The 14,352-nt window shown below is 42.6% G+C and carries 13 protein-coding genes; all 13 read right to left on the bottom strand.

The features are described 5' to 3' along the window. Positions 1 to 170 precede the first annotated feature (170 nt). The 13 genes from ACCB35_RS02935 to ACCB35_RS02875 all read right to left on the bottom strand — a co-directional run bounded on the left by ACCB35_RS02935 (position 171) and on the right by ACCB35_RS02875 (position 14,329). On the bottom strand, positions 171 to 1,160 hold the full coding sequence (locus tag ACCB35_RS02935) for a trans-aconitate 2-methyltransferase (RefSeq protein WP_374055658.1): 990 nt from the start codon (positions 1,158 to 1,160) through the stop codon (positions 171 to 173). Next, positions 1,157 to 2,473 carry an FAD-dependent oxidoreductase gene (locus tag ACCB35_RS02930; RefSeq protein ID WP_374055657.1) on the bottom strand — a complete coding sequence of 439 codons (1,317 nt, stop codon included), beginning with the start codon at positions 2,471 to 2,473 and terminating at the stop codon, positions 1,157 to 1,159. The genes ACCB35_RS02935 and ACCB35_RS02930 overlap by 4 nt, the downstream gene beginning before the upstream one ends. A 284-nt stretch (positions 2,474 to 2,757) precedes the next feature. Further along, on the bottom strand, positions 2,758 to 5,235 hold the full coding sequence (locus ACCB35_RS02925; RefSeq protein WP_374055656.1) for a PAS domain S-box protein: 2,478 nt from the start codon (positions 5,233 to 5,235) through the stop codon (positions 2,758 to 2,760). A 141-nt stretch (positions 5,236 to 5,376) separates the two neighbouring features. Next, positions 5,377 to 5,595 carry a hypothetical protein gene (locus tag ACCB35_RS02920; protein WP_374055655.1) on the bottom strand — a complete coding sequence of 73 codons (219 nt, stop codon included), beginning with the start codon at positions 5,593 to 5,595 and terminating at the stop codon, positions 5,377 to 5,379. A gap of 167 nt (positions 5,596 to 5,762) precedes the next feature. After that, positions 5,763 to 6,203 carry an SMI1/KNR4 family protein gene (locus ACCB35_RS02915; protein ID WP_044339386.1) on the bottom strand — a complete coding sequence of 147 codons (441 nt, stop codon included), beginning with the start codon at positions 6,201 to 6,203 and terminating at the stop codon, positions 5,763 to 5,765. Positions 6,204 to 6,599: 396 nt separating this feature from the next. Continuing rightward, positions 6,600 to 7,529, bottom strand: coding sequence for a pseudouridine-5'-phosphate glycosidase (locus ACCB35_RS02910; RefSeq protein WP_374056935.1), 930 nt, complete (start codon positions 7,527 to 7,529; stop codon positions 6,600 to 6,602). Positions 7,530 to 7,551: 22 nt separating this feature from the next. Further along, a complete protein-coding gene (locus ACCB35_RS02905; protein WP_374055654.1) occupies positions 7,552 to 8,646 on the bottom strand; it encodes a carbohydrate kinase in 1,095 nt (364 codons plus the stop codon). A gap of 121 nt (positions 8,647 to 8,767) precedes the next feature. Further along, positions 8,768 to 9,076: an antibiotic biosynthesis monooxygenase gene (locus ACCB35_RS02900; RefSeq protein WP_044339256.1), complete on the bottom strand. Its 309-nt coding sequence runs from the start codon at positions 9,074 to 9,076 to the stop codon at positions 8,768 to 8,770. A 1-nt stretch (position 9,077) separates the two neighbouring features. Continuing rightward, positions 9,078 to 10,028 (bottom strand): siderophore ABC transporter substrate-binding protein, encoded by a 951-nt coding sequence (locus ACCB35_RS02895; RefSeq protein ID WP_374055653.1) that lies wholly within the window; start codon positions 10,026 to 10,028, stop codon positions 9,078 to 9,080. 19 nt (positions 10,029 to 10,047) lie between these two features. Next, entirely contained in the window at positions 10,048 to 10,809 is a 762-nt protein-coding gene (locus ACCB35_RS02890; protein WP_374055652.1) for an ABC transporter ATP-binding protein, read from the bottom strand. Beyond that, a complete protein-coding gene (locus ACCB35_RS02885; RefSeq protein ID WP_374055651.1) occupies positions 10,806 to 11,756 on the bottom strand; it encodes an iron chelate uptake ABC transporter family permease subunit in 951 nt (316 codons plus the stop codon). Before ACCB35_RS02885 ends, ACCB35_RS02890 begins: the two co-directional genes overlap by 4 nt. After that, positions 11,749 to 12,699, bottom strand: a complete 951-nt coding sequence (locus ACCB35_RS02880) for an ABC transporter permease (RefSeq protein ID WP_374055650.1) — start codon at positions 12,697 to 12,699, stop codon at positions 11,749 to 11,751. Before ACCB35_RS02880 ends, ACCB35_RS02885 begins: the two co-directional genes overlap by 8 nt. A 238-nt stretch (positions 12,700 to 12,937) precedes the next feature. Beyond that, positions 12,938 to 14,329 (bottom strand): alanine/glycine:cation symporter family protein, encoded by a 1,392-nt coding sequence (locus ACCB35_RS02875; RefSeq protein ID WP_374055649.1) that lies wholly within the window; start codon positions 14,327 to 14,329, stop codon positions 12,938 to 12,940. Positions 14,330 to 14,352: the final 23 nt, after the last annotated feature.

Genomic DNA, 14,352 nt, shown 5'->3' with positions numbered 1-14,352 from the left:
AATATATTATCGACTTCGACACTTATATTATCGACTTTTCGAATATATTATCGACTTTGCCACTTTTATTATCGACTCAACATAAAATGACACAAACCGACAAATACCTCCTCCGCCACACACCCGGCACTACAGACCCAGACAAAAAAAAACGATCCCCACTACGAGGATCAGTTCTTCCTGAATATCATCACATACCACCCGCCTTCTTTTACGATCGGTTCGACGGACTCCACTTTGAAATTTGTTTTACCTGCCAATGTCTCCATCTCCTTCTGCGATGGTATCGGATACAGGTTCTGAAATGTCATGAAAAAGCTGTTGAAGGCACTGGAAAATTGCTGCCCATGCTTTGATTTTTGCATCGGGGTCAGGACAAAGAATAAGCCTTCTGATTCCAGCCACGTCGATGCTTTTTCAAAGAATTGCAGGCGCTCGGACGGATCGATATAGTGAAAGAGATTATTGGCCATGATCATGTCAAATTGTTGTCCGGGCTCATATTCATGCAGGTCTTTACAGAGGATTTCAATATTTTCATAGTCACTAAGCGACTCTTCTGCAGCTTTTGCGACAGCTTCATGAATCTCGATCCCTACCATTCTCTTATCAGGATAGCGATCTCCTATTCTTTTCACATACCCGCCTTCCCCACAGCCCAGATCCAATATTGAATTCACATTGTATTTTTTAATCGCTTTCTGCACCTTTGGAAAGGCAAAGCGTTCTAACAGGATCGACGTTTTGGCCACAGTCGAGCCATGAACATCGGAATTGAAATGCTGCTTCGTTTGATTGCGCAATAATTGAGGATAGGACAACAGTGCAGGTATGTGAAGTTCCATCATTTCCTTCAGTAAAATACCTGAGGAATGAGGGTCCCTCTTTGAAGTCGGCAGCTTCCAGCGGTTCTTCGTTGTCACTTTCTCATCTTCCACACGTTTTAAATGCTTAATGGTGATGCCGACCTCTACCCACTGTTCAAGGAGGTCCATTTCGATATTTTTTTCAAGCGCCACTTCCTGAATCGAGGCAGGATTTGTAAAACGATCAAACAAATCCATTTCGTACCCTACATAGGCATGCCAGCTGTACAGAAATGGGACATTCTTTTTCATCCATGTTCTTGCCCGCCATACTTTCACCATTTCTCCGATCATCGTAGTGCCTCCTTTCCTTTCCAGGGATAATCCTGGATTTCCGTAAATTTAGTGTTAGATTTCTCTTCTTCAGTCAGCGAATCATTTCTGATCGGGAGCACTCCCCCCTGGACCATCCGGTCGTAAAGGGTTTCTCTCCACATGCCGAGGCCGGATATGTTCAGCATCTGCTTGTAATGGGAAATCGAATCCCTCTCCATTCGTTGAAGGCTCTTATTTCGAAGCCAGCCGACCGGGCGGTACGGATACGAATAAACGAGGGCCGATAAATGACTGAGATGCATTTGATGGGCAACCCTTCTCTTCCGCACCTTTGGGTACCACTCCAAATTAGAGGGATCTAATTTACCGGCCGAATACATATCACACAGTAATTCTCCAAGAATGCTTCCATCCTGGATCGCCATATTCATTCCTTCTCCTGCCATGGGATGAACCGTGTGGACGGCGTCGCCTATGAGGGCAAGATGATCTTTCACATAGGTTTCCGCATGATATTTGAGGGGAACCATCAGCTGGATCTTCTTCCAGTCTTCTATTTGATTTACATACCCATCAAGATCCGGGCACATCTGGATATAGAGCCTATGAAATTCTGAAATCGGTTTTTTCCGAAGGGTCTTGTATTCCCCCGCTGGAATGAGATAGACGGATCGTACTTCATCGTTTGGTAAGGGGAATAGACCCAGGAATGATTGATATGTAGAAATGATACGTCCCTTCACCATTTCCTTTGGCCTCGGAAATGTCACAGTCAAGAAATGATGGTTGTACTTTTTTTCCTTCACATTCACTTCCATATAGTCACGTGTGACAGAGCTCCTTCCTTCCGCACCGATAATAAAGTCGCTATGAATCTCTTGAGCCTCTTTCGTCTCGCGATCCTCGGTGATCACGGTATGGCCATCTATATTCTTACAAACTGTATTCGATCGATAATGAAATGTTGGATACTCCTCCCCTTTTTTTCGTAGAAGTTCCTTTAACGTTTCATGATGGATCATCATTGAATAGGGGTATCGACTGGGAAGAATCGAGTAGCTCATCGTGGAGTTCTCCGCTTTTGATTTCGCATTTTTCAATTCAATGAGTTCCAAATCGGAAATGATGTGGCCATTTTCGAATACGGAGTCAATGACCCCCAATGAATCGAATATTTCCAAGCTTTTTGGCTGGAGGAGCTCTCCCTTGTATACGGAGCTTGGCCCTGGTAACCGTTCCACAACCGTTACGTCTATATTGCACCTGGCCAATTTCAAGCCCAGTGTCAATCCGCCAATTCCTCCACCACTAATAAAGACATTCGTCTTCATCTCTCCTCACCTCTTTCTTCCTCTTTAACCTTTTTCCAGGATGTTGAAACGTGGCGATGTGCCCCCATCCAATCGCCATGAGTAGACAAGTTCTTAGGTACGAAAAGAGAATGAAGAAATTTGTAGAATGTTCTATTTCCCGGAAAATAACAGCGATAGCAGCTTCTAACCACTCGTACTTTTTACAGTTTTTGTCGGATGATTTCCCATAGTCAAATCGACAATAGCTGAGGAAATAAAAAAAACTCCACAATGAGAGTTTCCTCTCCCATGTGGAGTTCTTTCTATTTTTCTTTTGCAATCGGCAGTAAGATCGTAACGGTCGTTCCCTCCGTTACATTACTTTGAATGGATAGTGAGCCGTGATGCTCCTTGATGATTTTTTGGCAGATCATCAGTCCGAGACCGGTCCCTTTTTCTTTCGTGCTATAGAACGGTTCACCTAAATGCTTCATGCGCTCAGGTGGGATTCCATTTCCGTTGTCCTGGATGGAGATTTTCGCATAACCGTCTTCTTTTTCAAGTTGAGCACTAAGGACACCACCGCTTGGCATGGCTTCCAAAGCATTTTTCATGACATTTAAAATGACCTGTTTCATTTGATGGGAGTCACAATAAATTTCCGCTTCTTCCACAGAGAACCTTACATCGACTCCTTGCTTCAGGCATTCCATCTTAATGAATTCAACAGAGCTTGTGAGGAGTGTAGTCAGGGACGTCAGGGAAAATTGAACCGCTCTAGGTTTCGCCAAGGCCAGAAATTCATTGGTGATAATTTCGATTCGATCGAGCTCTCCCTGGATGACCCCTAAGTAAAAGTCATCCTTCGCATTTTCTTTCATCAGTTGAAGGAAGCCTTTAAGCGTCGTCAGCGGGTTTCTGATTTCATGGGCCACTCCTGCTGCAAGCTGTCCAATCATCGCTAGCTGTTCCGATTTCTTCAGTAAGTCTTCATTTCGTTTTTTCTCGGACAAGTCCCTTATGATGGCAGAAATACCCATCAGATTTCCATCATCATTTAAGATCGGGTTCATGTTAAAGGCGATTTCGATCGGCGTGCCGTCTTTTCGGTAACGCACCGTCTCATAATCCTTTATGCGCTTTCCGGCCTTGATGGTCATTAAATTCTGTTTGAATTGTCCTACCTGTTCCTCTTGGTGAATAAAGGTGATTTTATTTCCTGTAATTTCATCCTTATTCCAACCGAACATCGATTCAAACTGCTGATTGACCTTTAAAACGCTTCCCTCTGGATCTAAAAGGACAATTCCGTCGCCGGCATGCTCGAAGTACGCTTCGAGTAATTCTTTTGCCTCCTTTAGTTCTTCTTCCATCTTCAGTTTTTCTGTGATGTCCTGACCAAATCCATAAATTCCGATCACCTTGTTTTTGACCCGGATCGGGATATTGGTGACCGCTACATGGCTTTTGCCACCTTCTCCATTTTCGAAGGTGGTGACAAATCTTGACGCTTCTCCTTTAAGGGCGACTTCAAAGTGATTGACAGCTGTTTGCCTGCTGCCTTCCGCGATGAATTCACTGAAGTGACTTCCGATCATATGAGGAGATATATGATTCCACTGCGTTTTCACAGCGGGGTTCACTTCCTGGATGATCCCGTTTGTATCGACCATATAAATATTATCAGGACTGTATTTCACAATCGATTTATACTTTTGCTCGCTTTCAATCAGTTTTCTCTGAATATCTTTGATCAGGGAAATATCTGATATGGAGCAGATGATTTCCACTACTTTTCCCTCTTGTACAACTGGAACGATGGAAGCGATATATTCTAAATCCTTGTATTCATCCTCATAGGTCAACTCTTCACCGGTTTCCCAGATGTGCTGGAGTTTAGGCTGGATTTTTCCTAAGTGGTGGGAATCAAATACTTCTTCAATGGTTTTACCAATCACCTTTGAAGGAGTCAGGTTTAGTTTTTTTAATAGCTCTCCAGCTGCCATTTCGATCACAAATTCGTTGTCTCTCTTATTGATCTTATAGGTGATCGTCTTTTGGAGACGGAGTGTGTTCTCAAGTTCCGCTTTTAATGAGACCAGTTCGTTTTCATAGTTTTTCTTCTCCGTGATGTCGTGCAGGATGATTCCTACACTGTCTACCGTTCCGTCACTTTTGTAATTTGCTGGAGAGATGGTGATATTGCAGGTGATCTTCCGTTGATTGTTCATCTTGAAGGTTACTTCTTCCCCGGTTATATTCAAGCCTTTTAAACCGTTCATCACCAGATTGATAAAGGATTGATTCTGAAGTGGGGTTTGATTGCACAGGGACTCACCCAGAACGGTATCGGAAATATGAAACAGCTCCTGAAAGGACTGATTCATTTCCACTACCTTCCCTCTTTTATCAAGGATACATACACAAGTGGGGGTGTTATAAATGAGAGACTCGTATATGGCCGAACGTGAGTTATTTGTATAGTCATGGGAAACATGGTTTTCTCCACAGGCCTCTGGAACAATCATCACTAATTCTTTATGTTCATCTATCTGTTTACGTTTAACATTGTAGGTATAATGATTTAAGCGAATGGAACAATCCTCTTTTTCTAACATTCTCTGAAGAAGATTATCTTCTTGAAGGGTCAATCCTTTCCATTCTTCATTCTCTTCGATAAAGAAATGGTCTTTCACATCTATTATTGCAGCCGGGACTGGAATCGAATCAACACTCAATGCATGATAGGGTTGCATATCAGTCATAGTACCTTCCTTTTTTGTAACGTTATTTACCACCATTTTACCCTACCTCTTCTTACATATAAATGTCCAATATATTTCATATAAAAAACCTGGGCATGAAAATATTAACGGGTGTACTTGTGAGGTTCAAACAGAAAATATAGACCTATTCACAACGGAAATCACGTAATTCCCTTTCTATAATTCACAGTGTATTTCACTCCAAAAAGCGGTTGGGACAAAGTAAAACACAGTCGTGTAGATACGAACTATTTCAGTGTAGGCTCTTAATACCGCTAATGATTTCCGTGCAAGACTACGCTTTCCGCGGGTAGCCCGTGAGCCTCCTCGGCAAGCCTGCGGGGTCTCACATAAGCTACTCTTCCCGCAGGAGTCTTCGTCTTGCACTCCAATCAACCGCTGGGGAGAGCTAAATTCAAATCTACAGTTGAACAAATTAAAAACCCGAACTAATTTGCCACTTAAACGGAAAATTAACTTGGTAGTCTAAATAAAACTCTTTTATACCGGCCTCTTTTAAAACGCTTTTTTCCATTAACACCCCCCGTTAGTTGAATACGAATTTATTCATCCTCAAAATCATCCTCATTCTCTTCTTTTGATATTGAAATTATAAATTCTTTCAAATCAGGAGCATATTCTTCAAGTTCTCCATCTTCGTGATACCAAAGATAAATTATATCCCCCATTATTCCGTCTTTTACTTTTAGACATAATCTATCTCCCGAACCGTCATCACCTATTGCAATTAAATCTTCCAACATATAATCTTCTCTGACTTCAGCATTTTGTCTAACAATATCATCACAGGTCTTTTTAGGATTTCTATTGTCTTTGATAGGATAAAGTATCCATTCACCTATTTCTGCATTATTAACCAACTTGAAAAGTTCTTTATATTGTTCTGGAAAAACTGCACCTAACTTATCTTCTGCTGCTTTTATATCGGATTCAGCTACCCCTAATTTCCTTGTATGAATTAGTTCTCTAACATCTTCTTTCATTTAAAAAACACCTACCCTATTAGTTTATAGAGAAAATCCAACTTTATTTTACGTTATCTTCTTCCATTAACCTGCCCTTTAATTGAATAGTGACAAATAATTATTACATCTGAATTTTAAATATTGTTTTATTAAATTTGGTTGTTATTCTACAAAATCGACCTGTTATTCTCACTAAATTTACATACCTTCCAATTTTTATTTCCACCCTTGTAAATCGGGAGGTGATTTCGCATATGATTTAGCAACCAAAACTCATCTGACACCTGTTACCACAATAAAAAACGCACTGTGAATTTCATTGTAAAATACAGTGCGTTTTGCTTTGATATTTACTTGTTTGCACCTGGAAAACTGTTAATTAAATCCGCCCAGGCTCATTATTTCATAAATAGATTAGAAGCTCTCCACCTTAGCTAGCTTGGCGTAATGAACCGCAATATCCGCTCCTACAAGAGCATTGTTTTTTACTAGTGCGATATTCGCTGTAAGGCTCTTTCCGTCTGTTAATTCTTTCACTTTCCCGAGAAGGAATGGCGTCGCTTCCTTTCCGGCAATCCCTTGTTCTTCTGCTTCGTTTAGTGCTTTTTCTATGATCCTATTCATCTCGTTTTCATCCAGTGCATCCGGGGCAGGGATCGGGTTAGCGACCACCACGCCTCCCTTTAATCCAAGATCCCATTTCGCTTTTAAAATATTTGCCGTCTCTTCGGGGGTCTCTACTTTATAGTTCACTGAAAAAGGGCTGCTTTGTGTGTAAAAGGCCGGTAAGGAATCCGTTCTGTATCCTAAGACTGGCACTCCTTTCGTTTCGAGGTATTCCATCGTCAATCCAATATCCAGGATGGATTTAGCCCCTGCGCAGACAACGGCCACGTTCGTCACGGCAAGTTCTTCAAGGTCTGCCGAAACATCCATCGTCACTTCTCCATTTCGATGCACACCGCCGATGCCTCCCGTCACGAAAACCGAAATATCAGCAAGCTCCGCGCAGATCATGGTGGCAGCAACCGTTGTCGCCCCGTCCTTTTTAGAAGCAAGGATATAAGGGATGTCGCGACGGCTTGCCTTGATCACACCCGCCGCCTGTCCTAAGTATTCAAGCTCTTCATGTGACAAACCAATCTTGATTTTCCCGTTCAAAATAGCAATCGTTGCGGGAACGGCCCCCTTTGAACGGATAATGTCCTCCACTTCACGGGCGGTTTTCACGTTTTGTGGATAAGGCATTCCGTGAGAGATAATCGTTGATTCCAATGCCACAATCGCCTTACCTGTCTTTCTGGCTTCTGATACTTCCTGCGAGTATTCTATATATGAGTTGATATTCACGTACAATTCCCCCTAATTAATAGTAATGACTAAATTCTTGTTGAAGCTTGGTCTTGTTCAGCGCAGGTGCCACCGTAAACTTGGATTGCAGCGTAATGGACGAGCAGATCACTCCGATCCGGCAGGCTCCGTCTGTATCGGATCCTTTTAAAAAACCGAATAATATTCCCGCGACAAGGGCATCTCCAGCACCGGTAACATCAGCGACTTCAACCTTTGGAGGTAAAACGGCTCTCGCTTCTTTATAGGTAGTATAATAGATTAAGCCCTTATCTCCCCGGGTGATCACGACCCTTTCCGCCCCTCTTTGAGTGATGGCTTTGGCCGCTTTAAAATAGTCCCCCTCTGTCTCGATCTTCATTCCTACATACGTTTCCGCTTCCCCTTTATTGCATATGAACCACGACACCCCTTCCAATGACGTTGGCAATTTCAACACTTTTGGCTCGGAAACAGGGATGATCGTAAGGGGCACCCCCTCGGTTTGGCACCTGCGAATGATATACTTCAATACATCCTCTGGAAAATTGGTGTCGAGGAGTACCATTTCCGATGAAGAAATCAACCCCCATCTCTTATCAATAAAACCAATGTCAACGCTTTCATAAATACTCATATCAGCCAGGGCAAACATCATTTCCCCTTCTTCGTCCAATATCGCGGAGTAAGCCCCGGTACTTTCATTTAAAAGTCGTTGGGATGCGGATACATCGGCAAACGGTTTCGTTTGAGATAAAAGCCAGCTTCCTTCCGTATCTTCTCCTACAACCGTTATCAAATTGGCCTGTCTTCCCAAGCGTCCTAAGTTCTCGGCAATATTGCGTGCCACGCCTCCACTGGATTGCTCTGTTTTCGCAGGGTTTGAGGTTTCAGGAATAAACTTATCGTCCAACTGAAGCTTCCGGTCGATATTCGCTCCCCCGATGCACGTGATCCCGTTTTTCTTTGGAAGAACATACGCCCGACCCAGGATTTTCCCCTGCTTCACCAGATTCGAAATATACCCTGCTACCGCTGATCGTGACATCCCACTTCGCTCGGACAATTCCTGTTGAGTCATAAATGGATTTTCTTCAATATACGTTAACAAAAGCTTTTCTTTTTCGTTCACAAGCTCCCACCCCTATAAAGAAAAGTAACTTTTGTTAATATTCTAAACTTTTGTTTAATTTTAGACAAGATGGTAAATAAAAGAAAAAAAGTGTCCCACTATGCGCCGGACACTTTTTTCATTATTTATCTGCTTTTACCTCATACACATTTTGACTGGACTCAAGTATATGATCAGGTTTAGGTTTGCCTGCACTCGCTTTATGACCTGCAATATGCTCGGGGCTCTTCTCCCAATTCTTCCAATCGTCTTCCGATTTCCATTGAATCAGGACCAGCACTTCTTCGTCGCCGCGGCGGACTTTTTTGACGAGGACCTTTAAGTCGATAAACCCTGGCTGCTTTTCAATTAATCCCTCACCAGAAAACCTTTCAACCACTTTGGATGATGTTCCCTCTTTCACTACCAGTCTCTTTATTTGATAAAACATATTATAAACCTGCCTTCGCATCTTCAACCATTTGTTTCATCGATTGAAGTCCGCCCCCTGAAAGGTACCATGGGCCCCCATTCAGATAGACGATTTTTTCATTTTTATAGGCGTTCGTTTTTTGTACAAGTTCATTTTCAATTGAATCTTTCACGCTTGCGTTCGGATCAAATGCAGCATCACGGTCGATCACAAATAGAACATCAGGATTCTGTTCCAACACATATTCAAACGTCACATTTTGCCCATGAGTGGATTCCTCAATATTCTCATCCGAAGGTTTGAATCCAAATACATCGTGGAGAATCCCGAAACGTGACCCAGGACCGTATGCACTGACTTCTCCTTCGTTCCCCATCAAGATCAACGCTTTGCTATCAAGGCTTCCTGTCTTCTCTTTAATGCCGTCGACCTGAGCTTGAACATCCTCTAATTCCTTATTCATTTCATCTTCTTTATTAAAGATTTCTGCAATGGTTTCCATGTTGCTTGTGAACGATTCCATATAATTTGTGTAGTCCGTTTGAACATATACGGTCGGAGCGATTTTCGCAAATTCTTCATACATTTCCGATTGGCGTGCAGAGATGAAAATCACATCCGGTTTCATTGAACTGATCGCTTCAAAGTCTGCTTCTTTCAAACTTCCTACATTTGTATAGTCAGAACCGCTGTATTTTTCAAGGTATGGCGGGATCGTTGCTTGCGGTACACCCGCTACCTTCACTCCAAGCTCATCTAACGTATCAAGGACACCAAAATCAAACACGACGACCTTTTCAGGGTTTTGTTTCACTTTCGTTTCGCCAAGTTCATGCTTTATTGTGATTTCTTTCGATTCTTCATTTCCACCTGAATTTTTTGCTTCTGTCGTTGATTCTTCCTTAGAACCGCACGCTGCCAAAACTAGTAAGACTGTAAATAATATTGTCATCAATGACCATTTTTTCATTTTCTTTTCTCCTCTTTTTTTATGAATTAAAATAAACACAAATCCGATTGTCATTCATCTGTTGCACAGGAATATCCATATCATAGATTTCCTTCAATATTTGGGTTTGTATGATGGTATTGGTTGAACCTTCTCTAATGACCTTTCCGTTTTTCATCGCTACGATTCTGTCTGAATACACAGAGGCAAAATTAATGTCATGCAGGACGATGACGACCGTCTTTCCCAGGTCATCCACTAATCTGCGCAGAATCTTCATGATCTGGACCGAATGCTTCATATCCAGATTGTTTAGGGGTTCATCCAGGAGAATATAATCGGTATCCTGGGCGATGACCATGGCAATGAATGCCCGCTGCCTTTGCCCACCGGATAATTCTTCTAAGTAGTTCCCCTCCAAGTCCAGCAGATTCATATAGTCCAATGCTTGATTTACCACTCTCTCATCTTCTTCGTTTAGTCGGCCTTTTGAATACGGAAATCGACCAAACGAGACCAGTTCTCTCACGGTCAATCGGACGTTAAGAAAGTTCGATTGCTTTAAGATCGCGATTTTTTTGGCAAGGTCGTCTGAATTCATTTTCCTGAGATCGGCCTGATCCAGTATGATTTCACCACTATCTGAATCGAGCAGACGGCTTACCATTGATAAAAGGGTCGACTTTCCTGCACCATTCGGTCCAATGAACGAAGTGATTTGACCAGGATGAATCGTGACGGTCACGTCTTCTACCACCAGCTTTTTCCCGTAAAACTTGGACAGCCCTCGAATGTGTATCATTTGGCTTTACTCTCCTTTAACAAAAGATATATAAAGTACAATCCTCCGATGAAGTTCACAATCACGCTTAGAGTCGTGGAAAACGTAAAAATCCGTTCTACCACCCACTGTCCCCCAACGAGGGCAACGACACTCATCAAACTCGCACCGGTAATGAAAATGCTATGTTTGTAGGTCCGAAAGAATTGATAAGCTAAGTTTGCGACAATCAACCCGAAAAAGGTGATCGGACCGACCAGGGCGGTTGAAACAGCAATGAGTACAGATGAAATCACCAGCATACGACGCACTATTTGGTCATAAGGCACACCCAGATTAATGGACATCGCCCTTCCCAATGACATGACATCCAGGTAATGGATCTTTCTCCAGCCAAACATCATCACGATGGTGACAATGATAAGGGCGAGCCAAACCAGATCCGCATTCATGTTATTGAAACTCGCAAACATCTTATCCTGAACCATTAAAAATTCATTTGGATCTATCAACACTTGCAGGAATGTGGTGATGCTCCCAAAGAATGTGCCAACGATGATTCCAACCAGCAATAAAAAGTAGATTGGTTGATTACTATGTCGGAATAATAATTGATACAGGATAAGAGCAAATGAAATCATGGCTGCAACAGATACTAAGAAGTTAATATTCTTGTTTATGACAAGCATGTGATCCGATCCCAAGAAGAAAATGATACCTGTTTGAAAAAGGAGATAAAGAGAATCAAGCCCCATAATACTCGGTGTTAAAATCCGATTATGTGTGATCGTTTGAAACACGACCGTTGAATAGGCAATCGCGACTCCCGTAATGACCATTGCAAGCACCTTCATCCCCCGTCGAGGCAGTGCATAATCGTAGCTTCCATTTAGCTCGTAGAATAAATAAATCCCACAAAACAATAGGGCAACGACTAGTAAAACAAGCATTTTCCACCGATTACGCATATGCCTTCCTCCTTACCAGCAAGTATAAGAAGATGGCACTGCCGATGACCCCAACCATTAAACTGATCGAGATTTCATACGGGTAGATGATTACCCGGCCTAAAATATCACAGACGAGAAGGAAGATCGCTCCAAGTAAGGCCGTATGTGGCAATGTCTTCTGTAAGTGATCTCCTTTGAAGATGGAAACGATATTGGGTATGATCAACCCCAGGAATGGAATCATCCCGACGGTCAAGACGACTGTCACCGTAATGAGCGCAACCAGCACGAGGCCAATATTCACTATCCTGCGATAAGAAACACCCAGATTCTTGGAGAAGTCCTCCCCCATCCCGGCGACAGTAAACCTATTTGCATAAAGATAGGCAATGATCATAATGGGAATGCTTATGTATAAAAGTTCATATCGACCTTTCATGATTAATGAAAAATCACCCTGCAGCCATGCTGCCATATTTTGAATCACATTTGCCTTGTAGGCAAAAAACGTTGTCACCGAAGATAACACATTCCCAAGCATCAACCCGACGAGGGGAATAAAGACTGCATCCTTGAACTTGATCCGATCGAGTATTTGCATAAAAAGCAGCGTGCCGGCTAACGCAAATGCAAAGGCAACAATCATCTTCTCAAGTATTGAGGCATTCACAAACACAATCATCGATACAAGGATTCCCAGCCTGGCAGCATCTATGGTTCCCACTGTCGTAGGGGATACGAACTTGTTTCGACTCAAGCTTTGCATGATCAACCCTGCAATGCTCATACCCGCACCGGCAAGTAAGATTGCCAGCAATCTCGGTAATCGACTGATGAGAAAAATCTGTGTTTCTTCGGATTGAAATTGCAGTAAATCCATCGGTGTAATATGGCTCACTCCTACAAATAAAGACAGGAGTGACAGTAAGATAAGCGCAATAATAAGGTAACGTTGTTTCATGACTATCCCCAAAACTTTCATTGATTTTAACTGAATATCATTGATATTGAAAATCATTATCAATTAACACAAACCTATATTACAGTAAGATTTCAAGGGGAGTCAACAACTAAATGAAAATCATTATCACTAATTCCATAATCATCCACAACCGAAAAATGCTTCAAAATACGCAGTACAGTCAGAATTACACACAAAAAAGACTTGCCCTCCCTCTCGGAAAAACAAGCCTTTTGAACTATGAGATTTTCTTTTCTTTAACCTTGCCAGTGTCTTTCAAGTAATACTCCTCCGACGTAAAGAATTCTTGGGTAAGCCTCTTCACTTCTTTACTTAAAAGAAGAACAGCAATGATATTCGGAATCAAGATGGCTGCAAGCGCTAAGTCAAGGAACTGCCAAATGACTTTTGCCGCTCCAACTGAACCAAGTACGATCGCAACCGTATAAACAATCTTGATCCCCTGTGCCGCTTTCCAGCCAAATAGGAATTCCGCCTGCTTTGCCCCATAAAAGACAATCACGATAATCGTCGATAGTACGAAGAAAATCAATGAAATCGTAACGAGGATTCCACCAAATCCCCCGAAATAACTTGTGAATGCTTCTGTCGTAAGGGCTGATGGGTCATCCAGTGCATTTTCTGCTGTCCAAACCCCTGAAGATAACACGACGAAGGCCGTTGCTGTACAGACAATGATCGTATCAATCACGATTCCTACAATTGCCCAAAGTCCCTGTCTGACGGGATGATCGGTTTGTGCTGCCGCATGGGCAATCGGCGCAGTTCCAAGTCCTGCCTCATTGGAATATAACCCACGGGCAAATCCCCAACGGATCGTCTCAGCCACTGCTACCCCGGCGAACCCTCCCATTGCAGACATGGGTTGAAATGCGTTCGACAGAATCAGACTGAAGAATTCCGGCACTGCATCAATGTTCATAAAAAGGATGACCAATGCACTTCCTACATAGATCAGAGCCATGAACGGGACAAATATTTCCGTCACTTTACCAATACGCTTTATTCCACCAAATACGATTAAAACAACTATGAGTGCAACAGCAATGCCCGTGAAAAGTCCATCTACATTAAATGTTTCTTCTACCGTTGATGCCACAGCATTCCCCTGCACCATCACACTCGGAATCAGCTCGATCATAAGGGCAAATGCGAACCATACACCGAGCCATCTCATGTTTAACCCTTTCGTCATGTAGTACATGGGACCGCCAACATATTCTCCCTTTTCGTTCTTCTCCCGATAGCGAACCGCAAGTACACTCTCAGAAAACTTAAGGGCCATTCCAATTAAGGCAATCACCCACATCCAGAAAATAGCTCCCGGCCCACCAAACATGATTGCTGCCGGTACACCGACAATATTCGCTGCCCCGATGGTGGACGATAGAGCCGACGTCAAGGCCTGCAACGGCGTCACCGTTCCTTCGCCTTTCGGTTTCTTAAAAACGCTCCCTACCGTCTGCTTGAATATGTAGAGAGGATAGCGAAATTGAATGAATTTCAATAAAAATGTCAGGTACAAACCCGTTGCACCCAGGACAATGATTAATGGTGGCCCCCATAACCATGCCGAAACTTTACCTATGATGTCAAAAAAAGTATCCAATCGTGCTCCTCCTTTTAGTAGAG

Origin of the sequence: Rossellomorea sp. FM04394, from assembly GCF_041889765.1 — a bacterium.
GTDB lineage: Bacteria > Bacillota > Bacilli > Bacillales > Bacillaceae_B > Rossellomorea > Rossellomorea aquimaris_B.
This window is presented reverse-complemented; position numbering and strand designations above follow the sequence as displayed.

Excerpts from the sequence above, each read along its gene's own strand:
- ACCB35_RS02935 (WP_374055658.1), bottom strand. The coding sequence starts at position 1,160 with ATGATCGGAGAAATGGTGAAAGTATGGCGGGCAAGAACATGGATGAAA.
- ACCB35_RS02930 (WP_374055657.1), bottom strand. The coding sequence starts at position 2,473 with ATGAAGACGAATGTCTTTATTAGTGGTGGAGGAATTGGCGGATTGACA.
- ACCB35_RS02925 (WP_374055656.1), bottom strand. The coding sequence starts at position 5,235 with ATGGTGGTAAATAACGTTACAAAAAAGGAAGGTACTATGACTGATATG.
- ACCB35_RS02915 (WP_044339386.1), bottom strand. The coding sequence starts at position 6,203 with ATGAAAGAAGATGTTAGAGAACTAATTCATACAAGGAAATTAGGGGTA.
- ACCB35_RS02900 (WP_044339256.1), bottom strand. The coding sequence starts at position 9,076 with ATGTTTTATCAAATAAAGAGACTGGTAGTGAAAGAGGGAACATCATCC.
- ACCB35_RS02895 (WP_374055653.1), bottom strand. The coding sequence starts at position 10,028 with ATGAAAAAATGGTCATTGATGACAATATTATTTACAGTCTTACTAGTT.
- ACCB35_RS02890 (WP_374055652.1), bottom strand. The coding sequence starts at position 10,809 with ATGATACACATTCGAGGGCTGTCCAAGTTTTACGGGAAAAAGCTGGTG.
- ACCB35_RS02885 (WP_374055651.1), bottom strand. The coding sequence starts at position 11,756 with ATGCGTAATCGGTGGAAAATGCTTGTTTTACTAGTCGTTGCCCTATTG.
- ACCB35_RS02880 (WP_374055650.1), bottom strand. The coding sequence starts at position 12,699 with ATGAAACAACGTTACCTTATTATTGCGCTTATCTTACTGTCACTCCTG.